The 25,614-nt window shown below is 70.1% G+C and carries 22 protein-coding genes; 7 read left to right on the top strand and 15 right to left on the bottom strand.

All coding sequences use genetic code 11. The features are described 5' to 3' along the window. Nucleotides 1-16: 16 nt before the first annotated feature. Nucleotides 17-787, bottom strand: coding sequence for an amino acid ABC transporter permease (locus QM641_RS04800; protein ID WP_415113990.1), 771 nt, complete (start codon nt 785-787; stop codon nt 17-19). Between the two features lie 34 nt (nt 788-821). Next, nucleotides 822-1,658, bottom strand: a complete 837-nt coding sequence (locus QM641_RS04795) for an ABC transporter substrate-binding protein (RefSeq protein ID WP_415113988.1) — start codon at nt 1,656-1,658, stop codon at nt 822-824. Between the two features lie 219 nt (nt 1,659-1,877). Between QM641_RS04795 and ppk2 the strand changes: the two genes are divergently transcribed. Continuing rightward, entirely contained in the window at nt 1,878-2,741 is an 864-nt protein-coding gene (gene ppk2, locus QM641_RS04790) for a polyphosphate kinase 2 (protein ID WP_415113986.1), read from the top strand. A 136-nt stretch (nt 2,742-2,877) separates the two neighbouring features. Here ppk2 and ddaH read toward each other — a convergent pair whose 3' ends face one another. The 6 genes from ddaH to typA form a co-directional block, all read right to left on the bottom strand. Then, nucleotides 2,878-3,636 carry a dimethylargininase gene (gene ddaH / locus QM641_RS04785; RefSeq protein ID WP_415113985.1) on the bottom strand — a complete coding sequence of 253 codons (759 nt, stop codon included), beginning with the start codon at nt 3,634-3,636 and terminating at the stop codon, nt 2,878-2,880. 1 nt (nt 3,637) lies between these two features. Beyond that, nucleotides 3,638-4,933: a citrate synthase gene (locus QM641_RS04780; protein ID WP_415113983.1), complete on the bottom strand. Its 1,296-nt coding sequence runs from the start codon at nt 4,931-4,933 to the stop codon at nt 3,638-3,640. Nucleotides 4,934-4,971: 38 nt separating this feature from the next. Then, a complete protein-coding gene (gene dapC, locus QM641_RS04775; protein WP_415113981.1) occupies nt 4,972-6,144 on the bottom strand; it encodes a succinyldiaminopimelate transaminase in 1,173 nt (390 codons plus the stop codon). Beyond that, the gene (fdxA, locus tag QM641_RS04770; protein ID WP_415113979.1) at nt 6,145-6,465 is read right to left on the bottom strand and encodes a ferredoxin; all 321 of its coding nucleotides are present in this window, start codon (nt 6,463-6,465) and stop codon (nt 6,145-6,147) included. Between the two features lie 77 nt (nt 6,466-6,542). Continuing rightward, the gene (locus QM641_RS04765; protein WP_415113977.1) at nt 6,543-6,923 is read right to left on the bottom strand and encodes a histidinol dehydrogenase; all 381 of its coding nucleotides are present in this window, start codon (nt 6,921-6,923) and stop codon (nt 6,543-6,545) included. A 245-nt stretch (nt 6,924-7,168) separates the two neighbouring features. After that, complete coding sequence (typA, locus tag QM641_RS04760) at nt 7,169-9,082, bottom strand: translational GTPase TypA (protein WP_415113975.1); 1,914 nt, start codon at nt 9,080-9,082, stop codon at nt 7,169-7,171. Nucleotides 9,083-9,208: 126 nt separating this feature from the next. Between typA and QM641_RS04755 the strand changes: the two genes are divergently transcribed. The 4 genes from QM641_RS04755 to QM641_RS04740 are packed head-to-tail and all read left to right on the top strand — an operon-like array spanning nt 9,209 to nt 13,236. Beyond that, nucleotides 9,209-10,342, top strand: a complete 1,134-nt coding sequence (locus QM641_RS04755) for an ABC transporter ATP-binding protein (protein WP_415113973.1) — start codon at nt 9,209-9,211, stop codon at nt 10,340-10,342. Beyond that, nucleotides 10,342-11,517 (top strand): spermidine/putrescine ABC transporter substrate-binding protein, encoded by a 1,176-nt coding sequence (locus QM641_RS04750; protein ID WP_415113971.1) that lies wholly within the window; start codon nt 10,342-10,344, stop codon nt 11,515-11,517. Before QM641_RS04755 ends, QM641_RS04750 begins: the two co-directional genes overlap by 1 nt. After that, nucleotides 11,510-12,394 carry an ABC transporter permease gene (locus QM641_RS04745; protein WP_415113969.1) on the top strand — a complete coding sequence of 295 codons (885 nt, stop codon included), beginning with the start codon at nt 11,510-11,512 and terminating at the stop codon, nt 12,392-12,394. Before QM641_RS04750 ends, QM641_RS04745 begins: the two co-directional genes overlap by 8 nt. Further along, a complete protein-coding gene (locus QM641_RS04740; RefSeq protein WP_415113967.1) occupies nt 12,391-13,236 on the top strand; it encodes an ABC transporter permease in 846 nt (281 codons plus the stop codon). The genes QM641_RS04745 and QM641_RS04740 overlap by 4 nt, the downstream gene beginning before the upstream one ends. A gap of 2 nt (nt 13,237-13,238) precedes the next feature. On the opposite strand, the gene QM641_RS04735 is transcribed toward QM641_RS04740, so the two are convergent. From QM641_RS04735 to QM641_RS04710, 6 genes are all read right to left on the bottom strand, one after another. Then, on the bottom strand, nt 13,239-13,592 hold the full coding sequence (locus tag QM641_RS04735) for a cupin domain-containing protein (RefSeq protein ID WP_415113965.1): 354 nt from the start codon (nt 13,590-13,592) through the stop codon (nt 13,239-13,241). Between the two features lie 22 nt (nt 13,593-13,614). After that, nucleotides 13,615-15,003: an aspartate aminotransferase family protein gene (locus QM641_RS04730; protein WP_415113963.1), complete on the bottom strand. Its 1,389-nt coding sequence runs from the start codon at nt 15,001-15,003 to the stop codon at nt 13,615-13,617. Between the two features lie 79 nt (nt 15,004-15,082). Further along, complete coding sequence (locus QM641_RS04725) at nt 15,083-16,741, bottom strand: dipeptide ABC transporter ATP-binding protein (RefSeq protein ID WP_415113961.1); 1,659 nt, start codon at nt 16,739-16,741, stop codon at nt 15,083-15,085. Next, on the bottom strand, nt 16,738-17,682 hold the full coding sequence (locus QM641_RS04720) for an ABC transporter permease (protein ID WP_415113959.1): 945 nt from the start codon (nt 17,680-17,682) through the stop codon (nt 16,738-16,740). The genes QM641_RS04725 and QM641_RS04720 overlap by 4 nt, the downstream gene beginning before the upstream one ends. Beyond that, nucleotides 17,675-18,601, bottom strand: coding sequence for an ABC transporter permease (locus tag QM641_RS04715; protein ID WP_415113957.1), 927 nt, complete (start codon nt 18,599-18,601; stop codon nt 17,675-17,677). Before QM641_RS04715 ends, QM641_RS04720 begins: the two co-directional genes overlap by 8 nt. 90 nt (nt 18,602-18,691) lie before the next feature. Next, the gene (locus QM641_RS04710) at nt 18,692-20,317 is read right to left on the bottom strand and encodes a peptide ABC transporter substrate-binding protein (protein ID WP_415113955.1); all 1,626 of its coding nucleotides are present in this window, start codon (nt 20,315-20,317) and stop codon (nt 18,692-18,694) included. Nucleotides 20,318-20,456: 139 nt separating this feature from the next. Between QM641_RS04710 and QM641_RS04705 the strand changes: the two genes are divergently transcribed. Together QM641_RS04705 and QM641_RS04700 are read left to right on the top strand one after the other, a co-directional pair. Further along, complete coding sequence (locus QM641_RS04705) at nt 20,457-21,251, top strand: CPBP family intramembrane glutamic endopeptidase (RefSeq protein ID WP_415113953.1); 795 nt, start codon at nt 20,457-20,459, stop codon at nt 21,249-21,251. A gap of 251 nt (nt 21,252-21,502) precedes the next feature. Next, nucleotides 21,503-22,492 (top strand): hypothetical protein, encoded by a 990-nt coding sequence (locus tag QM641_RS04700; protein ID WP_415113951.1) that lies wholly within the window; start codon nt 21,503-21,505, stop codon nt 22,490-22,492. Between the two features lie 269 nt (nt 22,493-22,761). Here the strand turns inward: QM641_RS04700 and gcvP are convergent, their stop codons facing one another. Beyond that, nucleotides 22,762-25,578 (bottom strand): aminomethyl-transferring glycine dehydrogenase, encoded by a 2,817-nt coding sequence (gene gcvP, locus QM641_RS04695; RefSeq protein WP_415114005.1) that lies wholly within the window; start codon nt 25,576-25,578, stop codon nt 22,762-22,764. Nucleotides 25,579-25,614: the final 36 nt, after the last annotated feature.

Raw genomic sequence — 25,614 nt, 5'->3', positions numbered from 1 at the left:
GCGGCGGGTTCGGTGCTCAATGCGCCTCCTGGGTCAGGGCGACCGGGTCGCCGTCGCTCTGGTCGCCGTCGTTGCCGTCGGCCCTGCGGCCCTCGCGCAGGCGCTTGTCGATAGCGTTCACGGCGTGGGTGAGCGGAACGGTGATCGCGAGGTAGAACAGCCCCGCCAGCACCAGCGCGGACTGGTTGCCGGTGTTGGCCGCGGCATCCTGACCGATCCGGAACAGCTCGCGCTGGCTGGCGAGCAGGCCCAGGAAGTAGATCAGCGAGGACTCCTTGATGAGCGCGATGAACTGGTTCACCAGCGCCGGCAGCACGCGGCGCACGCCCTGCGGGATGACCACGAGGCGCATCGCCGAGCCGTGCGAGAACCCGAGCGCGCGCGAAGCCTCCATCTGACCCGCGTCGACGCTCTGGATGCCGGAGCGGAAGATCTCGCCGATGTACGCGCTCGCGATGAGCGAGAGGGCGAGAATGCCGAGCGGATAGGGGTTCGGGCCCCAGATCTGCATTCCGAGGGGCGAGAGCCCCACGCCGATCAGCAGGATCGTCACGACCGCGGGAAGGCCTCGGAACACGTCGGTGTAGACGCGCGCCGGCCAGCGGAGCCAGCGGTGCCGGGACAGCCCCGCCACGGCCAGCAGCATGCCCAGCAGAGTCCCGATGACGCCCGACGCGAGTGCCAGGATCAGGGTGTTGGGAAGACCCACCGTCAGCAGCTCGGGGAAGGCGGCCTTCATCGCCTCGAAGTCGAAGAAGGTCTCCCAGAGGTTGGTCAGGGCGTCCATCGGCCCTCCTCACCGGTACGGGGCTGGCGGGGGCTCACTGCTGCGCGGCGCCGCTGCCGGGGACGAAGCCCTCGGGGATCTCGCGGTCGGGGTAGTACTGCTTCTGCAGCTTCTCCCACGTGCCGTCCGCGATGACCTCGTCGAGCGCCTCGTTCAGCGCGTCCAGCAGTGCGGTGTTGTCCTGCGAGACGACGAAGCCCATGCCGTTCGCATCGAGCTGCGAGGCGACCGCGACGACCTTGCCGCCGGATTCCTCCGCCATCTTCTTGCCGATCACGTCGGGGGTGATCCAGGCGTCCGCGGTGCCGGTGTTGAGCTGGTTGATGGCGGCGTTGTAATCGGGCACGCGCACGGGGTCGAGGCCGGCCTTCGTGGCGTAGTCGTCCTGCACAGTGCCCTGGACGACCGCGACGCGCTTGCCCTCGAGCTGGTCGAACGAGGTGATGTCGGAGCCGGCCGGCACGTCGAGGCCGAGGAAGCCGAAGTCGTACTTGTTCGTGAACGCGACGTTCTTCTTGCGCTCCTCGGTGATGCTCACCGAAGAGGAGCCCACGTCGAACTTGCCGGTCTTGACCTGCGCGAGCAGGGAGCTGAACTCGGTGCCCACGAACTCGACCTCGAGGTCGAGCTTGGCGGCGACCGCGACCAGCAGGTCGTTGTCGAAGCCGGTGAACTTGCCGTCCTCGATGTATACGTTCGGCGGCGCGTCGGTGAGCGTGCCGGCACGCAGGACGCCGGGCTGGATCAGGCCGTACGGGTTGTCGTCGGCGGCGGCGTCGGAGGAGGCGTCCGAGCCGGACGCGCACGCCGTGAGGGACACGGCCAGAGCGGCGGCGGCGAGGGCGGCGAGGGAGCGTGAGCGCAGAGTCATGAGGGACTGTCTTTCGAGTCGGCGGGACGGCCACGGGCGCGCTGGGCGGCACCGAGCGTCTAGCGAACGTATCGGATGGTGCGGGGCGCGGCCGGACCGGAACGAAACATTTCGACACGTGCGCCGCGGGACCGCGAGCTTGTTCACGGCATCCTGCGCTGGCGCACCGACCGACCGAGCCCCTAGGGTCGAGGGAAACCAAACCGAGGAAGGTGGGGCATGGGCGCACGTGTGCCGAAAGGCTTGTACGAGGCCGAGCTGAAGAAGCTGCAGGGCCAACTGGTGGAGATGCAGGCGTGGGTCCAGGAGACCGGCGCCCGCATCGTGGTGATCTTCGAGGGCCGCGACGCCGCGGGCAAGGGATCCACGATCAAGCGGGTCACCGAGTACCTCAACCCGCGCGTCACGAAGGTGGTGGCGCTGCCGACGCCCACCTCGCGCGAGCAATCGCAGTGGTACTTCCAGCGCTACGTGCCGCATCTGCCGGCCTCCGGCGAGATCGTGCTGATGGACCGCTCCTGGTACAACCGCGCGGGGGTGGAGCACGTGATGGGCTACTGCACCAACGCCCAGTACCACCGGTTCCTGCACCAGGCGCCGATCTTCGAGCGGATGCTGGTGGAGGACGGCATCCTGCTGCTGAAGTACTGGTTCAGCGTCTCCGACGTCGAGCAGGAGAAGCGCTTCCGCTCCCGGCACGACGACCCCATGCGGCACTGGAAGCTCTCCCCCAACGACGTGCTGTCGATCACGAAGTGGGAGGACTACTCCCGGGCCAAGGACACGATGCTCGTGCACACCGACATCCCCGAGGCGCAGTGGAACGTCATCGAGTCCGACGACAAGCGCCGCAGCCGCCTCAACATGATCGCGCACCTGCTGTCGTCGATCCCCTACCACCGCGTCGAGCGGCCCACCGTGGAGATCCCGGAGCGCCCGCCGGCCGGCGGGTACGAGCGCCCGCCACGCGACCTGTCGCACTACGTGCCCGACTACGCCGGCGACCTCATCGCCGCCCACCAGCGGGCCAAGGAGGAGCGTCGGCAGGCCAAGGCCAAGGCCGACGCCGAGGCACTGCCCTGACGCCGAGTCACTGCCTTAACGCCGAGTCACTGCCCTGCAGCACAGTGACTCGCTTGCAAGGCAGTGAGTCGTGAGCTGACGCAGTGAGCGGATGCCGAGCTGAGCCGCGATCTCCCACCGAGGCGGGGGTCGCGGCTCAGTCGCGTACGCGCACGGACAGGCAGGTGACGCAGCCCTCGAGCTTCTCGAACTCGGTGATGGGCACCGCGACGACCTCGAGCCCGCGCTCGCGCCACAGCGCGGCCGTCTGCGGCGCGTCGGCGGACATGAGCACCGTGCCCTCGTCGAGGACCACGACCGCGGTGCCGTGCTCCTCCGGGACGCCTGCGAAGCGCGCGAACCCCGCAGGGTCGTCCACCAGCGGCTCGTAGCCGACGACAGTGCCGTCGGGGAGGGCCGTGATGCCGCTCTTCAGATGCAGGACCTTGGTGACCGGCACCGTCTCGACGCTCCAGCCGCGCGGAGCAAGGAGGGCCCGCAGCTGCGCGATGCCCTCGGCATTGGTGCGCGAGGACGCGCCCACGTAGACGGTGCGGCCGACCTTGAGCACGTCGCCGCCGTCGAGCGTACCGGGCCCCTCGATCGCGGCGACCTCCAACCCGGTCCCCTCGACCACCGCGCGCGTGGTGACGATCTCGCCACGGCGGGAGTCGACGCCCGGACGCGTGATCACCGCGAGGTCGCCGAAGACGACCACGGTGTCCTCCACGAACACGCCGTCGGCGTGCTCGTCGGCGGCGGGGATCTCGATGACCTCCCAGCCGCGGGCGCGGAACACGTCGACGTAGCCCCGCCACTGGTCCAGGGCCAGGTCGGGGTCGACCGGCACACGGCCGATGTGGGTGAGCTCCCCCTCGGCCAGACGCGGGGACGGACGGCGCACGAGCAGGCGCATATCAGGAACCTCCTGGGTAGTCGCGGCGCGGGGAGCCCACGTACAGCTGCTGGGGTCGGCCGATCTTGGTCTGCGGGTCGGCCTGCATCTCACGCCAGTGCGCGAGCCAGCCGGGCAGGCGCCCGATCGCGAACAGCACCGTGAACATGCGAGGGGGAAAGCCCATCGCCTTGTAGATGACGCCGGTGTAGAAGTCGACGTTGGGGTAGAGCCGGCGCTCGATGAAGTAGTCGTCGGCCAGCGCGATCTCCTCCAGCTGCTTGGCGAGGTCGAGCAGCGGGTCGTTGACGCCGAGGGCGGCCAGCACCTCGTCGGCCGACTCCTTGACGAGCTTCGCTCGGGGATCGTAGTTCTTGTAGACGCGGTGGCCGAAGCCCATGAGCTTGACCCCGTCCTCCTTGTTCTTCACGCGCTCGACGAAGCGCTCGACGGTCTCGCCGGAGTCCCGGATGCGCCCGAGCATCTCCAGCACCGCCTCGTTGGCGCCGCCGTGCAGCGGCCCGTACAGCGCGTTGATGCCCGCCGAGATCGACGAGAACTGGTTCGCTCCGGTGGACCCGACCAGACGCACCGTCGAAGTCGACGCGTTCTGCTCGTGGTCCTCGTGCAGGATGAGCAGGCGCTCCAGCGCCCGCGACATCACCGGGTTCACCTCATAGAGCTCGCTGAGCACCCCGAAGTTGAGCTTGAGGAAGTTGTCGACGAAGCTCAGCGAGTTGTCCGGGTAGAGCATCGCCTGTCCGACGCTCTTCTTGTGCGCATAGGCGGCGATGACCGGGAGCTTGGCGAGCATCCGGATCGTGTTGAGCTCGATGTGCTCGGGATTGTGCGGGTCGGACTGGTGCTCGTAGTACGTCGACAGCGCGGCCGTGGCCGCCGAGAGCACCGACATCGGGTGCGCGGTGTGCGGGAGGGCGGAGAAGAAGCGCTTCAGATCCTCGTGCAGCAGGGTGTGGCGGCGGATGCGCTCATCGAAGGCCGCCAGCTCGTCGGCCGAGGGCAGCTCGCCGTAGAGCAGCAGCCACGCGACCTCCAGGTACGTGGAGTGCTTGGCCAGCTGCTCGATGGGATAGCCGCGGTAGCGGAGGATCCCCCGGTCGCCGTCGATGTAGGTGATCGCCGATTTCGCCGACGAGGTGTTGACGAACCCGTAGTCGAGGGTCGTATGACCGGTCTGGCGCGTGAACGAGGAGATGTCGACCGTCGGCGTTCCCTCGGTGCCGACGAGCACGGGCAGCTGCGCGGTCCGGTCGCCGACGGTCACGGTGGCCAGCGGTGGGGTGCCCGTGTCGTTCACGAAGCCTCCTCGGGTCGTCGGGGCGCGGTGGCTCCAGCCTAGCCGTCGCGCGAAGGCCGACCGGACGCGTCGACCGATGCCGAAACCTGCGCGAAACGCACCCGCTCCGCAGCGCGCAGCCGAGCGGCGGCGGCGGCGATGCGCTCGTCGGTGGCGGTGAGCGAGAAGCGCACGTGCTCGGGGAAGTGCTCGCCGTAGAAGTGACCGGGGCCGGCCAGAATGCCCAGCTCCGCCAGGCGCCCGAGAGTGGTCCAGGCATCCTCTCCCGCGGTCGCCCACAGGTAGAGGCCGCCCTCGCTGCGATCGATGCGGTACCCCGCGGCCTCCAGCGCGGGGCGGAGGACGGCACGTCGGGCGCGGTAGCGCTCCTTCTGCGCGGCCACGTGCGCATCGTCGCCGAGCGCGACAGTCATCGCGGCCTGCACGGGCGCGGGGAGCATGAGGCCGAGGTGCTTGCGCGCGGTCAGCAGCGGCGCCACGAGCGCGGGGTCGCCGGCGAGGAACGCGGCGCGGTAGCCGGCGAGATTCGACTGCTTGCTCAGCGAGTACACCGACAGCAGGCCGGCCGGGTCGCCGCCGGTCACTCGCGGGTCGAGGACGCTCGGAATGCCGGCATCCGCCCACTCGCCGTCCCAGCCGAGCTCGGCATAGCATTCGTCGGATGCCACGATCGCGCCGGCTGCGCGGGCGTGCTCGACCACGGCGCGCAGCTCGTCGACGCCGAGGACGCGCCCGTCCGGGTTTCCCGGCGAGTTCAGCCACACCAGGCGCGTTCCGGCCGGCCAGTGCGCCGGGTCGTCGGAGGCGAACGGCCTCGCCCCGACCAGCCGCGCGCCCACCTCGTAGGTGGGGTAGGCCGCGCGCGGGTGCACGACGACGTCGCCGGGACCGAGGCCGAGCAGCAGCGGCAGGAGCGCGACGAGCTCCTTCGAGCCGACCGTGGGGAGGACGTTATCGACGGTTAGTCCCGGCACGCCGCGACGGCGCGCATACCACGCGACGATCGCCTCGCGCAGAGCCTGCGTGCCGACCGTCTGGGGGTACGCGTGCGCGTCGGTGGCCTCCCGCAGCGCCGCGGCGACGACCTGCGGGGTCGGGTCGACGGGTGACCCGATCGACAGGTCGACGATGCCGTCCGGGTGCGCTCGTGCCGTGCGGGCGTAGGGCGCAACGGCATCCCAGGGGTAGTCGGCGAGATCGCGGACGGTCATCTACGGCGCCTGCGGGGGCAGCTCGGCCACGATCGCGTGGTCGGAGTGGATGACGCCGACCTTCGCCGCGCCGCCGGGCGAGCCGATCTCCTCGAAGAACTCGACGTTCGCCGCGTAGTAGTCCTGCCACTCGTCGGGCAGGTCGTCCTCGTAGTAGATCGCCTCGACGGGGCACACCGGCTCGCACGCACCACAGTCGACGCACTCGTCGGGGTGGATGTACAGCATCCGGTCCCCCTCGTAGATGCAGTCGACGGGGCACTCATCGACACACGCGCGGTCCTTCACGTCCACGCAGGGCAGGGCGATCACATACGTCACCCGTCCAGTCTAGTTCGCCGCCGGGCGCCCACTCCGAGGAGGCGGGTCGGCTGGGCGCGCGCGGGCGCGGGGATGCCTCAACCCACCGCGCGTCGGCGCGGGGACGGCCAGAGCACCACCGCAAGCACGATCAGCGGCACCGCGATCGTCCAGACCAGGCCCCACGGCATCTCGCCCTGGTCAGCGGCCGGAACGACGATCGAGCCCCCGGGGCCCCGCCCGGAGAACAGCGCGGCGGCCACGACGACGCCCACGCCGGTCGCGAGCGCCGCACCGCGGTCGTCGGTCAGCAGGCGCATCGCTATCACGAGCGCCCCCACCCCGACGAGCGCCACGACGAGCCCGACCGGCAGCACGCCCCACCTCGCGGCGTGGCCGATCGTACCGGCCACTCCGTAGACGGTGCCCACCACGAGCGCCAGCAGCCACGTGACCACCCGCGCCGCCGTGATTCCCATCGCGCCAGTCTATGAGCCCCGCCCCGCCCCCTCTCGCGAGGGTGCCACTTGTTCTCGCGAGGGTGCCACTTGTTCTCGCGAGGGTGCCACTTGTTCTCGCGAGGGTGCCAGTTCTGGTATGGCTCGCGGGCAGAACGAGCACCCTCGCCGGGAGAACTGGCACCCTCGCGGGGAGAACGAGCACCCTCGCGGGGAGGACTGGCACCCTCGCGGGGGGGGAGGGAGCGGGGCGCGGGGCGGCGAGGTCAGGCGTTCGCGTCCTGGCGCTTCAGGCGCGATGCGGCGCGGGCGCGCTCGGTCTGGTCGAGCACCACCTTGCGGATGCGCACCTTCTCGGGCGTCACCTCGACGCACTCGTCGTCGCGCGCGAACTCCAGGCTCTCCTCCAGCGACAGCCGCCGCGGCGGGGTGAGGCGCTCGAGCTCGTCCGCCGTGGACGAGCGCATGTTGGTGAGCTTCTTCTCCTTGGTGATGTTCACGTCCATGTCGTCGGCGCGCGTGTTCTCGCCGACCACCATGCCCTCGTACACCTCTTCGGTGGGCTGGACGAAGAACGTCATGCGCTCCTGCAGTGCCATCATCGCGAACGGCGTCACGACACCGGCGCGGTCGGCGACGATCGACCCGTTCTGGCGGGCCTGGATGTGGCCGGCCCAGTCGTCGTAGCCGTGCGAGATGGCGTTCGCGATGCCGGTTCCGCGCGTGATCGAGAGGAACTCGGTGCGGAAGCCGATGAGGCCGCGAGACGGCACGACGAACTCCATCCGCACCCAGCCGGTGCCGTGGTTGGTCATCGTCTCCATGCGGCCCTTGCGCGCCGCCATGAGCTGGGTGATCGCGCCCAGGTGCTCCTCGGGCGCGTCGATCGTGAGGTGCTCGAACGGCTCCTGCACCTGGCCGCGCTCGCCCTTTCGGGTGACGACCTGGGGCTTGCCGACGGTCAGCTCGAAGCCCTCTCGGCGCATGTTCTCCACGAGGATGGCAAGGGCCAGCTCGCCGCGGCCCTGGACCTCCCAGGCATCCGGACGGCCGATGTCGACGACCTTGAGCGACACGTTGCCGACGAGCTCGCGGTCGAGCCGATCCTTGACCATGCGCGCGGTGAGCTTGTGGCCCTTGACCTTGCCGATGAGGGGCGAGGTGTTCGTGCCGATCGTCATCGAGATCGCCGGGTCGTCGACGGTGATCGCCGGAAGCGGCCGCACGTCCTCGGGGTCTGCGATCGTCTCGCCGATCGTGATCTGCTCGATGCCGGCGATCGCGACGATGTCGCCTGGGCCGGCCGACTCGGCGGGGTAGCGCTCCAGCGCGCGGGTCTTCAGCAGCTCGGTGACCCGTGCGTTCGACACCGTGCCGTCGTGGCGCACCCACGCGACGGTCTGGCCCTTTTTGAGCGTGCCGTTGAAGACGCGCAGGAGCGCGAGACGCCCGAGGAACGGTGACGAGTCGAGGTTCGTCACCCACGCCTGCAGCGGCGCCTCGTCGTCGTACGACGGGGCGGGCACGTGCTCGAGGATCGCCTGGAACAGCGGCTCGAGGTCGCCGTTGTCGGGCAGCTGTCCGTTCGCGGGGCGGGTGCGGGATGCCGCGCCCGCCCGTCCGGACGCGTAGACGACCGGGACATCGAGCAGGGCGTCGACGTCGAGGTCGGGCACATCGTCGACGAGGTCGGAGGCGAGCCCCAGCAGCAGGTCGTGCGCCTCCTCCTCGACCTCCGCGATGCGCGCGTCGGGGCGGTCGGTCTTGTTGACCAGCAGAATGACCGGGAGCTTCGCCTCCAGCGCCTTGCGCAGGACGAAACGGGTCTGCGGGAGAGGTCCTTCCGACGCGTCGACCAGCAGCACGACGCCGTCGACCATCGACAGCCCGCGCTCCACCTCGCCGCCGAAGTCGGCGTGACCCGGCGTGTCGATCACGTTGATCGTGACGGGGACGTCGGTGTGCGCTCCGGCATAGGTGATCGCGGTGTTCTTCGCGAGGATCGTGATGCCCTTCTCGCGCTCCAGGTCGTTGGAGTCCATGGCACGCTCCTCGACGTGCGCGTGCTCGCCGAACGAACCGGTCTGACGGAGCATCGCGTCCACGAGCGTCGTCTTGCCGTGGTCGACGTGCGCGACGATCGCGACATTGCGAAGATCCGGACGGAGTGCGTGCGCCATGAAAGACCTCGAAGAAGGGGAATGTGCCGGGATGCCGACATTCCAGCCTACCCCGCTCCCCTCCCGCCCTCCCGCTCGACGGGACGCGTGTGCAAGAATCCGAGCACGCACACACGTGGAGGACGCATGCCGGACCCCTCATCGCCGCCGCGCGCGGCCGCCCGCGGCGTCGAGACCGTCGACGTCACCAAGCGCTACGGCGAGGCGATCGCCGTGGACGATCTGACGCTCACGATCGAGCCGGGCGAGTTCCTCTCGCTCCTCGGCCCGTCCGGCTGCGGCAAGACGACGACGCTGAGGATGATCGCCGGCTTCGAGCACCCCGACAGCGGGGACATCCGCATCGGCGGGACGAGCGTCGTGTCCCTCCCGCCCTACCGGCGCGAGGTCAACACGGTGTTCCAGGCGTATGCGCTGTTCCCGCACATGACCGTCGCCGAGAACGTCGCGTACGGCCTCCAGCAGCGGCGCGTCCCCAAGGCCGAGCAGCGCGAGCGCGTGGCCGAGGCGCTCGACCTGGTGCAGCTGCGCCGGTTCGCCGACCGCAAGCCCACCCAGCTCTCCGGCGGACAGCAGCAGCGCATCGCGCTGTCGCGCGCCCTGATCAACCGGCCGTCGGTGCTGCTGCTGGACGAGCCGCTCGCAGCCCTCGACCGCCAGCTGCGCGAGGACATGCAGCTCGAGCTCAAGCTGCTCCAGTCGCGCCTGGGCATCACGTTCGTGTTCGTCACGCACGACCAGTCCGAGGCGCTGTCGATGAGCGACCGGATCGCGGTCATGCGCGCCGGGCGCATCGAGCAGCTCGACGCGCCCGCGACGGTGTACGACTCCCCGGCATCCGCCTATGTCGCCTCGTTCATCGGTCAGCAGAACTTCCTGCACGGCGTCGCCCGCGCAGACCGCATCGAGACCTTCGCCGGGCCGGTCCACGGCCGGTGGGGCGGTGCACCGGCCGCCGACGGAACGGATGCCGTCGCGGCCATCCGCCCCGAGTTCGTGCGGCTCGCGAGCCCCGGCACCGAAGGCCCCGGGCTCGACGGCACCGTGCTCGGGGTGTCGCACCTCGGCGAGACGCTGCAGGTCGCGGTCGACATCGGTCACGACCGGACCGTGCTGATCCGGATGCCGGCACCCGGCGCGCCGCGCGTCGCGGTCGGCGACGCGGTGCGGTGCACGTGGAGCGCCGCCGACGTGCGACTGTTCCCCGCCGACGATCTTCCGGCGGCCACGCACGTGCTCGCACTGCCGAAGGCGTCGTGATGGCGGAAACGCCGCTGCGCGTCCTGGCGAACGGCCCCACGGCCGGTCGCATCCGCAGCGAGCTGACCCGCCGCGGTTTCCTCGCCACGGCGCTGGCCGCCTCGGGCGCGATGCTGTTCACGGCGTGCACGCCGCGCGGAGCGTCCACCGCGCCGCAGGCGCACGGCGGTCCGCTGGAGGACCGGCTGTCGATCTTCACCTGGAGCGACTACGACAACCCCGAGGTGCTCGACGCCTTCACCGCCGAGGTGGGGCCGCGCATCGTGATCGACGCGTTCAACTCCAACGAGGAGCTCATCGCCAAGCTCGTCGCCGCCCGCGGCACCTCCGGCTACGACGTCGTGGTGCCCACCGGGGTGTTCGTGGCGCCGATGGCCGAGAACGGTCTGCTCGAGCAGCTCAACCTCGACCTGATCCCGAACTTCGCCTCGATGAACCCGGATTTCATCCACCGCAGCTTCGACCCCGAGAACCGGTACTCGATCTGCAAGGCGTGGGGCACCACCGGGTTCGTGTACGACACGACCGTCATTGAGCGCGAGCTGCGCACGTGGGCCGACTTCATCGACGCGGCCCAGCACGAGGCATCCGGTCGCACGTCGGTCATCGACGATCCGCGGACCCTCTGCGGCGTGTACTTCTGGGCGAATGGGATCGACTGGAACACGACCGACGAGGCGGAGCTGGATGCCTGTGAGCGATTCCTCACGGACGAGCTCGCCCCCCACATCGCGGCCTTCGACTCGGCCCCCGGCGGGCAGATCATCCCGCAGGCGACGCACGCTCTCGTGCAGGCCTACAACGGCGATGCGCGCACCGGGATGATGGAGTCCGATCCGCCCGACCGCTGGCAGTGGGTGCTGGGGGCGCCCGACACGGAGCTGTGGATGGACAACTGGGCGCTGGCCAAGGGCGCCCCGCATCCGGAGGCGGCGCACGCGTTCATCGACTACATCATCTCGCCCGACGTGCAGCTTGCCCAGGTCGACTACATCGGCTACGACACGGGCGTCACCGGGGTGCGGGAGCAGGCCGAGGAGGCCGGGCTGGAACGGCTCGACATGGTGTTCTTCACTCCCGAGGAGGTCGCGACGATGCATGAGGGCGCGTTCAACGAGTCCCAGGACCGGGTCGTGCAGATCTGGAACGCGACGAAAGCGGCGGCCGGTGCGTAGGGTCAGGTTCGGTCTCGCGCTCCCCGCCTGGGCGTGGCTCGTCGTCTTCTTCGTCATCCCGATCGGCATCGTCGTCTGGTACAGCTTCGGCTACAAGCCGAGCATCTTCGCCACGAACGCCAACGACAGGCTGTCGTTCGACCGCTATGTCGAGGCGCTGTCGCCGACGTTCTTCGCGACGTTCCAGAACACCCTGTGGGTCGGCGTGCTCGGCACGCTCCTGTGCCTGGTGATCGGGGCCCCGGTCGCGTACTGGATCGCGGTCAAGGCGCCCCCGGCGCGCCGGGGGGCGCTGCTCGCGCTCGTGATGGTCCCGTTCTGGACCAATTTCCTGGTGCGCACGATCGGCTGGCAGATCATCCTCGCCCCGGAGGGATGGCTCTCGCACGCGCTGCAGGTCGTGGGCGTCATCCCGGGCCCGCTCGACCTGCTCAACTCGCGCGGCGCGGTGCTGCTGGGCGTCGTCTACAACTACCTGCCGCTGATGATCCTGCCGCTGTTCGTCGCGTTCGACCGCGTGAGCGGCCCGCTGCGCGAGGCGAGCAAGGATCTCGGGGCCGGCAGCTGGACCACGTTCCTGCGGATCACGGTGCCGCTGGCGCGCCCGGGCATCGTCGCCGGGGTGCTGCTGGTCTACATCCCGCTCATGGGCGACTACATCACGGCGACGGTGCTGGGCGGGGCGAAGGGCAACATGGTCGGCCAGATGGTGGCCGCGCAGTTCCAGACCGCGCAGAACTGGGCGCTCGGCTCCGCGATGGCGGTGCTGCTGATCCTGCTGATCGGCGCCTCGATCGGGGTGGCCGCCCTGCTGATCTGGCTCGTGTCGCTGCCGATCAGCAGACGGAACCGGCTCGACCTCGGGGAGGCACGATGAGAACGCCGCGCAATCCCAGCCGGTGGCTGCTGCCGCTGTGGTCCACGCTCGTGTTCGTCTTCCTGTTCCTGCCGATCGCCGTCGTGGTCGTCTACTCGTTCAACGTCGGGCGGCTGCTGATCTCGTGGGACCACTTCGGGTTCGACTCGTTCGCGGCCATCGTCACCAAGCCCGCCGTACGCGACGCCGTGCTCGTCTCGATCCGCACCGGCCTGATCGCGGCGGTGTTCGCGACGGCGCTGGGGACCCTCGCCGGCATCGCGATGGCCCGCACGCCCGGGCGCTGGGTGGGCTGGTTCCTGGGGCTCCTCCTGCTGGTGTCGGTGACGCCCGAGATCGTCGACGCGGTCGCGCTCCTGCCGTGGCTGGTCTTCCTCGGGCAGGATGCCGGGCTGTCGCTGTTCAACGACGGCACGGTGCGCCTCGTGGTCGGCCAGTCCCTGTTCTCGATCGCGATCGTCTCGTACATCGTGCGGGCGCGCCTGGTGGGGCTGGACGCACGCCTGGAGGAGGCATCCGCCGATCTGTACGCGCCGCCCCTTCGCACGTTCCTGCGGGTCACCCTGCCGCTGGCGATGCCGGCCGTGCTCGCCGGATTCCTGCTGTCGTTCACGCTGGGCCTGGACAACACGATCGTCTCGGCCTTCGTGCAGGTCTCGGGCACCACGCCCTGGCCGGTCTATGTGCTCAGCGCGCTGCGCAGCGGCCTCCGGCCGGAGATCGCCGCCGTCTCGACGATCATGCTGGTGCTGACCCTGGCCGCACTCGCTCTGGTCGCGCTCGTGCTGAGGCGGGCGGGGGACTCCGCCGCCGACATCGCCCGCACGATGGCGGGCGGGTGAGCTCACGCGATGTAGATCTTGCGGAGCGTCTCGGTGACCGTCCACACGGTCCGCTGACCCTCGGCCAGGCGCACCACCGAACCCGGGCCGACGTCGAGGTCGGCGACGTCTGCGTCGTCGAAGGCGATGTGCGCCCGCCCGGCGAGCACCACGAAGACCTCGTCGCTCTCGGTGTCGGCGGCAACGCCCGGTGTCATCTCCCAGATGCCGACCTCCACGCCGCCCACTTCGGCCAGCGCCCGCACGGCCGTCGTCGGGGCGCCGGAGCGCACCTCCTCGGCGGGCAACGGCTCGTGGCGGAGAACCGCGCCCACGGCGTCGGTCGCCTCCCCCGGTGCCAGTCCTGCCGTTCCCATGACCCCTCCTGTGCCGCGCGGCTCAGAGCCGGGCGGCGGCCTCGCTCAGCACGCCGCGCAGGATGCCGGCGATCTCACGGAACTGCGCCGGCCCGATCGTGAGCGGGGGCGCGAGCTGGATGACCGGATCCCCCCGGTCGTCCGCACGGCAGTACAGGCCCGCCTCGTACAGGGCCGGTGAGAGGTGACCTCGCAGCAGCCGCTCGGACTCTTCGTCGTCGAAGGTCTCCCGGGTGGCGGCATCCTTCACCAGCTCGATCCCGAAGAAGTAGCCGTCCCCGCGCACGTCGCCGACGATCGGCAGCTCACGAAGGGTCTCCAGCTCGGCCCGGAACAGCGGCGAGTTCTCGCGCACCCGCTCGTTCAGACCCTCCTCGTCGAAGATGTCGAGGTTCTCCAGCGCGACAGCCGCCGAGACCGGATGCCCCCCGAACGTGTAACCGTGCATGAACGAGGTGCTGCCGTGCGCGAACGGCTCATGGATGCGGTCGCTGACGATCGTCGCCGCAAGCGGCGCGTAGCCGCTCGTGATGCCCTTCGCGCACGTGATCATGTCGGGGACGTAGCCGTACGTCGAGCAGGCGAACGTGCTGCCCAGCCGACCGAACGCGCAGATGACCTCGTCGGAGACCAGCAGCACGTCGTGCCGGTCGCAGATCTCCCGCACGCGCTGGAAGTAGCCGGGCGGGGGCGGGAAGCAGCCGCCGGAGTTCTGCACCGGCTCCAGGAACACCGCCGCGACCGTGTCAGGGCCCTCGAAGACGATCGCCTCCTCGATGCGATCCGCCGCCCAGCGGCCGAAGGCCTCGAGGTCGTCGGCCGGCGCCCCCATCTCGGCGGCGCGGTAGAAGTTCGTGTTCGGCACCCGGAAGCCGCCCGGCGTGATCGGTTCGAACGGCTGCTTCATGCCCGGGATGCCGGTGATCGCAAGCGCGCCCTGCGGCGTGCCGTGGTAGGCCACCGCGCGAGAGATGACCTTGTGCTTGCCGGGGCGCCCGGTGAGCTTGAAGTACTGCTTGGCGAGCTTGAACGCGGTCTCGACCGCCTCCCCGCCGCCGGTCGCGAAGAACACGCGGTTCAGGTCCCCCGGCGCCTCGGCCGCGAGCCGCTCGGCGAGCTCGATCGCGGCCGGGTGGGCGTAGGACCACAGCGGGAAGAACGCCAGCTGTTCGGCCTGGCGTGCCGCGGCCTCGGCGAGGCGCCGCCGACCGTGACCGGCGTTGACGACGAAGAGGCCCGCGAGCCCGTCGATGTAGCGCTTGCCGTCGAGATCCCAGATGTGGTGCCCCTCGCCGCGCACGATGATGGGCGGGCCGTCGGGCGCCATCGTGGACTGGCGCGAGAAGTGCATCCAGAGGTGGTCGCGCGCGGTCTCGCGCAGCTGAGCGGCGTCTTTCGTGCGGGCGTTCATCGGGTCCCCCACTTCGGCGCCATGCGTCAATTCTGCTGCCGCCATGGCGCGATCTCAACCGAGCAGGCGGCGCATGGGATCAGGCGCCGCCGCCGAGCGTGATCGACGCGCCCGGGATGGCGTCCAGGAGCCTCCGGGTGTACTCCTCGGCCGGGTCGGCGAAGATCTCGTCGACGCTCCCCTGCTCGACCACGCGCCCCTTCTCCATCACGCACACGAGGTCGGCGATCACACGCACGACGGCGAGGTCGTGCGTGATGAAGAGGTAGGTGAGCCCGAGCTCGGACTGAAGCTCCGTGAGCAGCTTCAGGATCTGGTCCTGCACGAGCACGTCGAGGGCCGAGACCGCCTCGTCGAGGATGATGAAGTCGGGCTTGAGCGCGAGAGCGCGCGCGACCGCGATGCGCTGGCGCTGACCGCCGGACAGCTCGTTCGGGTAGCGCGTGGCGAGCTCGCGCGGGAGTGCGACCTGGTCCAGCAGCTCGTACACGCGCTCGCGACGCGACGCGCGGTCGCCGACCCGGTGGATCTCCAGCGGCTCGGCGATCGTGTTCTCGATGTTGCGAAGCGGATCGAGTGTGCCGTAAGGGTCCTGGAACACGGGCTGCAGGCGCCGACGCAGCAGAAAGGTCTCGCGCTTGTCGAGGGTCGACAGGTCCTTGCCGTCGATCTCGATCGTGCCGGCCGTGGGCTGCTCGAGCATGAGCACCATCTTGGCCACGGTCGACTTGCCCGAGCCCGACTCCCCCACCAGAGCCAGGGTCTTGCCGCGCGGGATGTCGAACGAGACGTCGTCGGCCGCTCGGAAGGGCTCGGTCTTGAACCCGCCGAGGCGGATCCTGAAGTCCTTCGTGAGCCCGCGCACCTTGACGGCGGGCGGCTGGTCGAACAGGTCGTCGAGAGTCTCCAGGCCCTTGCGCTCGTGGACCGCCTGGATGCGCTGCGACGCGATGCTGGGAGCCGCCGCGACCAGGCGCTTGGTGTAGGGGTGGACCGGGTTCTCCAGGATCGCCCGGCTCGGGCCCGATTCGACGATCTCGCCGTCCTTCATCACCACGAGCTTCTCGGCGCGCTCGGCGGCAAGACCCAGGTCGTGCGTGATCAGCAGCACCGAGGTGCCGCGCTCGCGCGTGAGCCGCGCCATGTGGTCGAGGATGACCCGTTGCACGGTGACATCCAGCGCCGAGGTCGGCTCGTCGGCGATCAGGAGCTTGGGATCGGCAGCCAGCCCGATCCCGATGAGCGCACGCTGACGCATGCCGCCGGAGAACTGGTGCGGATACTGATGCAGCCGTTTCGCGGCATCCGCCAGCCCCGCCTGCTGCAGCACCTCGATCGCGCGCTGCTCGACCTGTCGGCGGCCCCGTGCGATGCCGTTGGCCCGGACCGCCTCCTTCACCTGGAAGCCGATGCTCCACACCGGGTTGAGGTTCGACATCGGGTCCTGCGGCACATAGCCGATCTCGCGCCCGCGGATCCGCTCGATCTCCGACGACGGCAGGTGCGTGATGTCGCGCCCGTCGAGGGCGATCGTGCCGCCGGTCACCCGGCCCGTGCCGGGGAGCAGCGAGATGATCGCCGCGGCCGTCGTGGACTTCCCCGACCCCGACTCCCCCACGATCGCGACGGTCTCGCCGGGGTGGATGTCCAGCTCGATGCCGTGGACCACCTCGCGCTGGCCGCGCTGGGTGGTGAACGCGATCCTGAGGTCGCGGATGCTCAGCAGCGGGGTGCTCATCGGCGCGCCCTCGCTCTCGGGTCGAGGGCGTCTCGGATGAGCTCGCCCAGGATGATGAAGGCCAGCACCGTGATGGTCAGGGCGATCGACGGGTAGATCAGCGCCATCGGCGCGACCCGCAGCGAGGACTGCGCCTGGCTGATGTCGTTGCCCCACGACATCACTTCGGAGCCGAGACCCACGCCCAGGAACGACAGGGTCGCCTCGGCCACGATCGCCCCCGCCAGCGCCAGCGTCGCCACGACCAGCAGCGGCGCGACGGCGTTCGGGACGACATGGCGCAGGAGCGTCTGGAAGCGGGTCTGGCCGAGGGCGCGGGATGCCATGACGTAGTCCGCCTGCTTGACCCTGAGCACTTCGGCGCGCACGACGCGCGCGGTCGAGGCCCACGCGAACCCGCCGATCGCGAACGCGAGCGTGAGCACGTTGCGGTGCTGGGAGAACACGCTCATGACCACCACGGCGGCCAGGATGTAGGGGATCGCGAAGAAGATGTCGCCGATGCGGGAGAGCACCGAGTCGAGCCACCCGCCGTAGAAGCCGGCCAACGCGCCCATCACGAGGCCGATCGCGCTGCCGATGATCGTCGCGAGGAGGCCCACGGTGAGCGAGGTGCGAGTGCCCCACACGATGCGCGCCCACACGTCGCAGCCCTGGAAGGTGTAGCCGAGCGGATGCCCCGGGGCGGGGCCGCCGTTGGAATTCGAGAGCCGGCAGTCGTTGTTGGGCGGGGTCTGCGTGAACAGGGTCGGGAAGAAGGCCATCACGAGGAGGACGAACACGATCACGAGCGACAGCCAGAACAGGGGCCTGCGGCGCAGGTCCGCCCACGCATCGGTCCACAGGTTGCTGGGCTTGTCGTCGACCTTGACGGCGTCGACGACGACGGCCGTCTCTTTGATCGGGGCGACGTAGTGCTCGGAGCGGGGACGGTCAGGCATAGCGGATCCTCGGGTCCAGCAGGCCGTAGAGCAGGTCGACGACCAGGTTGACGAGCACGTAGAGGATCACGAAGACCGTGACGAACGACACGATCGTGGGGCCCTCGTGGCGAAGCGTCGCCTGGAACAGGGTGTTGCCGACGCCGGGGATGTTGAAGACCGCCTCGGTGACCGTGGCCCCCACCAGCAGCACCCCGAAGTTGGTCGCCGAGTTGGTGATGACCGGGATCATCGAGTTGCGCAGCACATGCACCGGGATCACGCGGCTGCGGGCCAATCCCTTGCTGTACGCGGTGCGCACCCAGTCCTGGTCGAGCGTCTCGATGACCGATCCGCGCATGAGCCGCATGCTCGTGGCGTACATGCTGAGCCCGAGCACGATCGCCGGCAGCCACAGGTCGCCCCAGTCGTTGCTCGCACCCACGGTGGGCTTGAACCACCCCCACTGGATCGCGAGGAAGAACTGCGCGAGGAAGCACATCACGAAGATCGGGATGGCGAGGAAGATCAGCGCGATGATGAGCGACACGTGGTCCACGACGCTGCCCTTGCGCAGGGCGGAGATCGTCCCGACGATGATCGAGAGCACGAACTCGATCGCGATCGCCATGATCGCAAGCCGCGCGGTCACCGGGAGCGTGCGCGCCAGCACGACCCCCACCGACTGACCGGAGAACGTCACCCCCAGGTCGCCCTGGAAGATTCCGCTGAGGTAGTAGAGGTACTGCATCAGGAACGGTTCGTTGAGGTGGTACTGATCGCGGATCTGCTCCAGCAGCTGCGGGCTGGGGGTCTTGTCGCCGAAGAGCGCGAGGATCGGGTCGCCGGGCATGGCGAACACCAGGAAGTAGATCAGCAGCGTGGATCCGAAGAAGACCGGGATCACCTGCAGCAGACGTCTGAGGATGTAGGCGAGCATCCGCGCTCCCTCCGTCGGGGCTGGTCCTTGACGGCCACGGCGTGGGGCGGCGACCAGGTCACCGCCCCACGCCGTCAGCTCACGAGACGGCTACTTCTTCGTGATCTCGTAGTACAGCGGCCACGAGTTCCACCCGAACGAGACGTTCGAGACGGTGTCGGCGTACCCGCCGGTCACGTTCGAGTACCACATCGGGATCTGCGGCAGGTCCTGCAGCAGGATCTCCTGCGCCTTCTGATAGTCGGCGATCGCATCGGCGGAATCCTGCGCGGCCGCTCCCGACGCCAGCAGCGCGTCGAACTCGGGGTTCGAGTAGCCGCCGGTGTTCGAGCTCGCTCCGGTGCCGTAGATGGGCTGCAGGAAGTTGTACATGCCCGGGTAGTCCGCCTGCCAGCCCGCCCGGTACGCCGTCTTCATCGATCCGTCGTTGATGGCCGTGCGGATGGCCGCGAAGTCGGCATAGAGGGCGGGAGAGGCCTCGATGCCGAGCGTGTTCTTGATCGAGTTGCACACGGCCTCGGCCCACTCCTGGTGACCGCCGTCGGTGTTGACCGCGATCTGGAACGTCCCCGACCACGGCGAGATCGCATCGGCCTCGGCCCACAGCTTCTTGGCCTCGTCGGGGTCGTACTCCAGCACATCGGCGCCCTCCAGCGAGTCCGACCAGCCGTCGAGCACCGGGGAGGTGTAGTCGGTGGCGGGGGTGCGGGTGTCGGAGAAGATCGTCTTGGTGATCTCCGGCCGATTGATGGCCTTGGAGATCGCCGCGCGGCGGAGCTTCCCCTCCTCGCCGGTGAAGTGCTCCATGTCCATATCGATCCAGAACGTCTGGATGATCGCAGCCGGCTGGTTGACGGCGCGATCACCGAGGTCGTCCTGGAACGCCGAGAGGGACGACGGCGGAATCGCATCGATCACGTCGACGTTGCCCGCCAGCAGGTCCGCGTACGCGGCATCCAGCGTCGAGTAGAAGACGATCGTCAGTCCGCCGTTGACGACCTCACGACCGCCCGTGTAGTCCTCGTTCTTGACGAGCTCGATCTTGACGCCGTGCTCCCACGCCGCGTCGGAGGCGAGCTTGTACGGACCGTTTCCGATCGGGTGCTCGCCGAACGCTGCCATGTCCTCGAACGCCGACTCGGGCAGCGGCGCATAGGCGTTGTAGCCGAGCCGCGTGACGAAGTCGGCGGCCACCGGCGCGGTGAGCGCGATCGTGAAGGTGAGGTCGTCGACGACCTTCAGACCGGTGAGCTCGGAATCGGCGTCGGCGCTGAAGCCCTCGATGTCGGCGAACCAGGACTGGTTGAGCTGGGCGTTGGACAGCTGGGCGCCGTAGTTCCACGCCTTGGTGAAGCTCTCGGCCGTCACCGGGGAGCCATCGCTGAAGGTCTGCCCCTCCTTGAGCGTGACGGTCAAGTGCGACGCGTCGTCGATGACGATCTCGTCGGCCATTTCGTTGACGATCTTCCCGTCGCCGTCGTAGTAGATGAGACCGGCGAAGATCTGCTCGAGGATCTTCCCGCCGCCCGCCTCGTTCGTGTTGGTCGGGATGAGCGGGTTCTCCGGCTCGGACCCGTTGGTCGTCACGATGGCCGCGGCGTCGCCCTCGGGAGACTCGGTCGGCTCCGCCGCGTCGCCGCCGGCGCAGCCTGCGAGGGCGAGGGTGCCCGCCGTCAGCAGCGCGAGCCCGGCGAGGGCGATTCTGTTGCGCTTCACTTTTCCTCCTGCGAAAGGTTGCTGTCGCCGGGCGCGCGTCACTATGGGAGCCCGATGAGAGCAACGATAGGTGCGCGGCGGCGCTCTGACCCGACTCGACACCCAAACTGTTACAGAGCCTTTACTCAGTGACGCCACGATGTGGCATCCTGACGGTGTGCCCGACCCGTCCGCCCCCTCGCGCGCGCGGCTGTGGTGGGAGATCGGTCTGGTCCTGGCGCTGTCGGTCGGACGCTCCGCGCTGTACTCGGTGCTCGCCCTGGTCCAGGCGCTTACGCGGGAGGCGCCGCTGGGCGACCAGCAGACCTCGCTGAATCCGGGGGCGAACGCGCAGCAGTTCTGGGACGTGCTGTACGAGGTGCTCGGGGAGGTCTTCGCTCTCGTGCCGGTGGCCCTCGCGGTGTTCCTCCTGTGGGAGCCGGGGCACAGCGCCCTGCGCCGGATCGGGCTGGACTTCCGGAGGTTCGGCGGGGACGCCGCTCGCGGCATCCTGCTCGTGGCGATCATCGGCCTTCCCGGGCTGGGACTGTACGCGGCCGGACGAGCGCTCGGGATCACGGTGCAGGTGGATGCCGCACCGCTGGACTCCTCGTGGTGGACGGTGCCGCTGCTCGTGCTCTCCGCGCTTCGGGCAGGCCTTACCGAGGAGGTCGTCTTCGTCGGCTACCTGTTCGATCGGCTGCGCCGGATCGGGTGGGGGCCGTGGACGATCATCCTCGCCACCGCCGGCCTGCGCGGGCTCTACCACGCCTACCAGGGGTTCGGCCCGATCGTCGGCAACCTCGCGATGGGCGTCGTGTTCGGCTGGTGCTACCGGCGCTGGGGCCGGGTCATGCCGCTCGTGGTCGCACACACCGCGATCGATGTGGTCGCGTTCGTCGGCTACCCCGTGGCCGTCGCCCTGTGGCCCGGTGTGTTCGCCCCGGCATCCTGACCCCCGTCCCCGCCCCCGCCCGTCGTCCCCGCCCCCGCCGGTCCACCCCCCCCGCCCCCGCCGGTCCGCGAGACTTCATCCGTGCACCGAGACTGCACGCTGGGCATGCAGTCTCGGTGCACCCGTGAAGTCTCGCTGTCGCGGTGGGGCGGTGCGCAGGGGCTCCTCCACAGGGGGCACAGCTGGCGTGAGTTGTCCACAATGGGCGATAATCCCCATCGGCGGGCTGCGATCCGAGGCATCCTGACCTGATGGTGACGACGTTGACGAAACCGGGCATCGTTCCTTGCCCCATCATGCTGGTCTCGCGAGCTCAGGACGCTCACGCCGCCCGCGCGGCGACGCGCGGCGAGTACGTCCGGGTCATCCGAGGCGTCTACGCACCACGGGCACGGTGGATCGAGCTGAGGCCCTGGGAGCGCTATCTGGCTCGTGTCCACGCCGTCGCGCTGCGCGATCCCGATGCCGTCTTCTGCCTCGCCTCCGCCGCTGCGCTGCGAGGCCTCCCGGTCTTCCTGGAACCGGCCGAAGTCCATGTGCTCAGCCGAGCGTCCTCGACGTCGCGGGCGGTCTCGGGCGTCCGGACGCACGTCACGGCCGAACGGCGCACGATCGACGAGATCGACGGGATGCTGGTCTGCGGCGTTGCGGACATCGTGGTCGACATCGCTCGGCATCGCCACAATGCGATCGGTCTCGCCGTCGCGAGCGCTGCACTTCGGGCCGATGCCGACCTGTCGATCGCAGAGCTCCGCGCGCTCAACGAGGACCGATGCAGCGCACGTTGGCGCCGCCATGCGCGCTGGCCGCTGGCGCGCGCGACGCCCGTGCCGGAGAGCACCTTGGAGAGCGTGAGCCTCGCCACCATCGAGTGGCTCGGTATCGAGCCGCCCGAACTGCAGAAGTGGTTTCGCGGGCCGACGCACAACGACCGATCGGACTTCTGGTGGAAGGCGACCCGAACCGCGGGCGAGGCCGACGGGGACCTGAAGTACGACGGCACCTACGGCGACGCGACCGAAGCCCTCCGTGAGCGGAGGGCCCGGGATGCGCGGCTTCACGCTCAGGGCGCCGCCGCGACCGTGCATTGGAGCTGGAGCGAGGCCATCGGCGGCGATGCTCTGCAGGCCGTGCTCGCCGCAGGCGGCGTCCACCCCGCGTTTCCGAGGGACGTCCGTCAGCTGCACAGCCTTCGCGCTGCCCTTGCGCCGCGCACCTCCCCCCGCCCCCGGACCTCCTGACCGCCCCCGGACCTCCTGACCGCCGGCCGATCCCCCGGGCCGCCGACCCCACGGACCCCCGCACCCCGCACCCCGCGAGACTTCATCCGTGCACCGAGACTGCACGTTGGCCATGCAGTCTCGGTGCACCAGTGAAGTCTCGCGGGCCGGGGGTTGGGGCGCGGGAGCGCGGGGACGGGGGGCGGGGCCGGGGACGAGGGACGAGGGGCTGGGGCGCGGGACCGCGGGGACGGGGGGCGGGGACGAGGGACGAGGGGCGACGGATGCCGTCAGGCGAAGGCCGCGGGCGGGGGGCAGGCGCACACGAGGTTGCGGTCCCCGTGGACGTTGTCGATGCGGCGCACCGGGGGCCAGTACTTGCGGCGGACCAGGGAACGCACCGGGAAGACCGCGGTCTCGCGCGGGTAGGGGTGGTCCCAGGCATCCGTCGCCACGGACTCGGCGGTGTGCGGCGCGTTCACGAGCGGGTTGTCGTCCGCGGGCCACTCCCCCGCACCCACCCGCAGCGCCTCGGCCCGGATCGCCACCATCGCCTCGACGAAGCGGTCGAGCTCGGCCAGATCCTCCGACTCGGTCGGCTCTACCATGATGGTGCCCGCGACCGGGAACGACATGGTCGGCGCGTGGAAGCCGTAGTCGATCAGCCGCTTGGCGACATCGTCGACGGTGACCCCGGTCTGCTCGCGCAGCGGACGCAGGTCGAGGATGCATTCGTGTGCGACGAGCCCGCCCGGGCCGCAGTACAGCACCGGATAGTGATCGCGCAGCCGCGCGGCGAGATAGTTCGCGGCCAGCACCGCCGCCCCCGTCGCCTGCCGCAGACCCCGCGCGCCCATCAGCCGCACATACGCCCACGAGATCGGGAGGATGGATGCCGACCCGTACGGCGCCGCCGACACCGGACCGCCCGCGAAGACGAGACCGCCGGCATGCGCGCTGCGCTGCGCGAACGGGTGCGAGGGCAGGAACGGCGCGAGGTGCGCCTTGGCCGCGACCGGCCCCACCCCGGGCCCGCCGCCGCCGTGCGGGATCGCGAACGTCTTGTGCAGGTTCAGGTGCGACACGTCGCCGCCGAGCTCGCCCAGGCGCGCCACCCCGAGGAGGGCATTGAGGTTCGCCCCGTCGATGTAGACCTGCCCGCCGGCGTCGTGCACGGCGCGGGTGACCTCCCGCACGTCCTGCTCGTACACTCCGTGCGTCGACGGGTAGGTGATCATGAGGGCCGCCAGCGCGCCGGCGTGCGCGTCGATCTTCGCGCGCAGGTCGGCGAGGTCCACGTCGCCCGCCGCATCGCACGCGATCACGACGACCCGCATTCCGGCCAGGACCGCGGATGCCGCGTTCGTGCCGTGCGCAGAGGACGGGATGAGGCACACCGTGCGCCCCTCGTCGCCGCGGGAGCGGTGGTAGCCGCGGATCGCCAGCAGCCCCGCCAGCTCCCCCTGCGACCCGGCGTTGGGCTGCAGCGAGACCGCGTCGTAGCCGGTGAGTTCGGCCAGCCACCCCTCCAACTGGTCGATGAGGGCGAGGTAGCCCTCGACATCGGATGCCGGGGCGAACGGGTGCACGCGCGCGAACTCCGGCCACGACACCGCGGCCAGCTCCGCGGCGGCGTTGAGCTTCATGGTGCAGGAGCCGAGCGGGATCATCCCGCGGTCGAGGGCGTAGTCGCGATCGGCCAGCTCCTTGAGATAGCGCATCATCGCCGTCTCGGAGCGGTGCGCGTGGAACACCGGATGGACCAGGTACGCGTCCTCCCGCCGCAGGCTGTCGGGGAACGTAGGCCCGTCTGCGGGCGCCCCGCCCGGCGCCGCGTCCTCCCCGCCCGCGCCGGCGATCGCCTCCACGAGCGCAGGCAGCACCGATCCGTCGGCGGCGCTGACCTCGTCGAAGCTCACCCCGACCGTCGCGTCGTCGACGTGGCGCAGCAGGATGCCGCGCTCCCGGGCCGCCGCGACCACGGCCGCGGCATCCGTCACCCGCACCTGGATCGTGTCGAAGAAGTGCTCCGTGCACACCGTGACGCCCCGGCGGCGCAGCGCCTGCGCGAGCATGCCGGTAGCGGCATGTACGCGCTCGGCGATCGCCCGCAGCCCGTCCGGACCGTGATGCACCGCGTACATGGCCGCCATGACGGCCAGCAGCACCTGCGCGGTGCAGATGTTCGACGTCGCCTTCTCACGCCGGATGTGCTGCTCACGGGTCTGCAGCGCGAGCCGGTAGGCGGAGGCTCCGTCCGCGTCGCGCGAGACGCCGACCAGGCGCCCGGGCAGCTGGCGCTCCAGTCCGGCACGCACGGCGAGGTAACCGGCGTGCGGCCCGCCGAACCCCATCGGCACGCCGAAGCGCTGCGTCGTGCCGACTGCGACGTCGGCGCCGAGCGCGCCGGGCGATCGCAGCAGCGTCAGGGCGAGCAGGTCCGCCGCCACGACCACGAGGCCCCCCTGCGCCCGCACAGCGGCGATGACCGCGCTCGGGTCCCACACCCGGCCGGACGCACCGGGGTATTGCACGAACGCGCCGAAGACGTCGATGTCGTCCGGCGGCGGCGACAGATCGTACGCCGTCTCGTGCAGCACGATCCCGAGGGCCTCGGCACGCTGCGCCAGCAGCGCCTTCGTCTGCGGCAGGGCGTCGGCGTCGACGAGGAAGACGTCCGACCGCGATCTCGACGCGCGCCGGGCCAACAGCATCCCCTCCACGACGGCGGTGGCCTCGTCGAGCATCGAGGCGTTCGCGGTCTGCAGGCCGGTGAGGTCCTGCACCATGGTCTGGAAGTTCAGCAGAGCCTCCAGCCGCCCCTGCGAGATCTCCGCCTGATAGGGCGTGTACGCGGTGTACCAGGAGGGGTTCTCCAGCACGTTCCGCGCGATGACGGCGGGCGTGACCGTGTCGTGGTAGCCGAGGCCGATCATCGCCACGGCGGGACGGTTCCGCCCGGCCAGGGCGCGCAGCTCGGCGAGCATGTCGGCCTCGCTCGCCGCCTCCGGGATCGCCCCGGCATCCGTCGACGCGCCGCGCACGGATGCCGGGACCGCAGCATCCACGAGCGCATCGACGCTCTCGTACCCGAGCACGTCGAGCATGCGGCGCTGGGCCGCGGCATCGGTCCCGATGTGCCG

Origin of the sequence: Microbacterium sp., from assembly GCF_047605725.1 — a bacterium.
Lineage (GTDB): Bacteria > Actinomycetota > Actinomycetes > Actinomycetales > Microbacteriaceae > Microbacterium.
Note: the sequence above shows the minus strand (reverse complement) of the source record. Positions and strands in the feature narration are given on the sequence as shown.

Coding starts and splice junctions, on each gene's coding strand:
- QM641_RS04800 (WP_415113990.1), bottom strand. CDS start 787: ATGGACGCCCTGACCAACCTCTGGGAGACCTTCTTCGACTTCGAGGCG.
- QM641_RS04795 (WP_415113988.1), bottom strand. CDS start 1,658: ATGACTCTGCGCTCACGCTCCCTCGCCGCCCTCGCCGCCGCCGCTCTG.
- ppk2 (WP_415113986.1), top strand. CDS start 1,878: ATGGGCGCACGTGTGCCGAAAGGCTTGTACGAGGCCGAGCTGAAGAAG.
- ddaH (WP_415113985.1), bottom strand. CDS start 3,636: ATGCGCCTGCTCGTGCGCCGTCCGTCCCCGCGTCTGGCCGAGGGGGAG.
- dapC (WP_415113981.1), bottom strand. CDS start 6,144: ATGACCGTCCGCGATCTCGCCGACTACCCCTGGGATGCCGTTGCGCCC.
- QM641_RS04765 (WP_415113977.1), bottom strand. CDS start 6,923: ATGGGAATCACGGCGGCGCGGGTGGTCACGTGGCTGCTGGCGCTCGTG.
- typA (WP_415113975.1), bottom strand. CDS start 9,082: ATGGCGCACGCACTCCGTCCGGATCTTCGCAATGTCGCGATCGTCGCG.
- QM641_RS04755 (WP_415113973.1), top strand. CDS start 9,209: ATGCCGGACCCCTCATCGCCGCCGCGCGCGGCCGCCCGCGGCGTCGAG.
- QM641_RS04750 (WP_415113971.1), top strand. CDS start 10,342: ATGGCGGAAACGCCGCTGCGCGTCCTGGCGAACGGCCCCACGGCCGGT.
- QM641_RS04740 (WP_415113967.1), top strand. CDS start 12,391: ATGAGAACGCCGCGCAATCCCAGCCGGTGGCTGCTGCCGCTGTGGTCC.
- QM641_RS04735 (WP_415113965.1), bottom strand. CDS start 13,592: ATGGGAACGGCAGGACTGGCACCGGGGGAGGCGACCGACGCCGTGGGC.
- QM641_RS04730 (WP_415113963.1), bottom strand. CDS start 15,003: ATGAACGCCCGCACGAAAGACGCCGCTCAGCTGCGCGAGACCGCGCGC.
- QM641_RS04725 (WP_415113961.1), bottom strand. CDS start 16,741: ATGAGCACCCCGCTGCTGAGCATCCGCGACCTCAGGATCGCGTTCACC.
- QM641_RS04720 (WP_415113959.1), bottom strand. CDS start 17,682: ATGCCTGACCGTCCCCGCTCCGAGCACTACGTCGCCCCGATCAAAGAG.
- QM641_RS04715 (WP_415113957.1), bottom strand. CDS start 18,601: ATGCTCGCCTACATCCTCAGACGTCTGCTGCAGGTGATCCCGGTCTTC.
- QM641_RS04705 (WP_415113953.1), top strand. CDS start 20,457: ATGTGGCATCCTGACGGTGTGCCCGACCCGTCCGCCCCCTCGCGCGCG.
- QM641_RS04700 (WP_415113951.1), top strand. CDS start 21,503: ATGGTGACGACGTTGACGAAACCGGGCATCGTTCCTTGCCCCATCATG.
- gcvP (WP_415114005.1), bottom strand. CDS start 25,578: ATGCTCGACGTGCTCGGGTACGAGAGCGTCGATGCGCTCGTGGATGCT.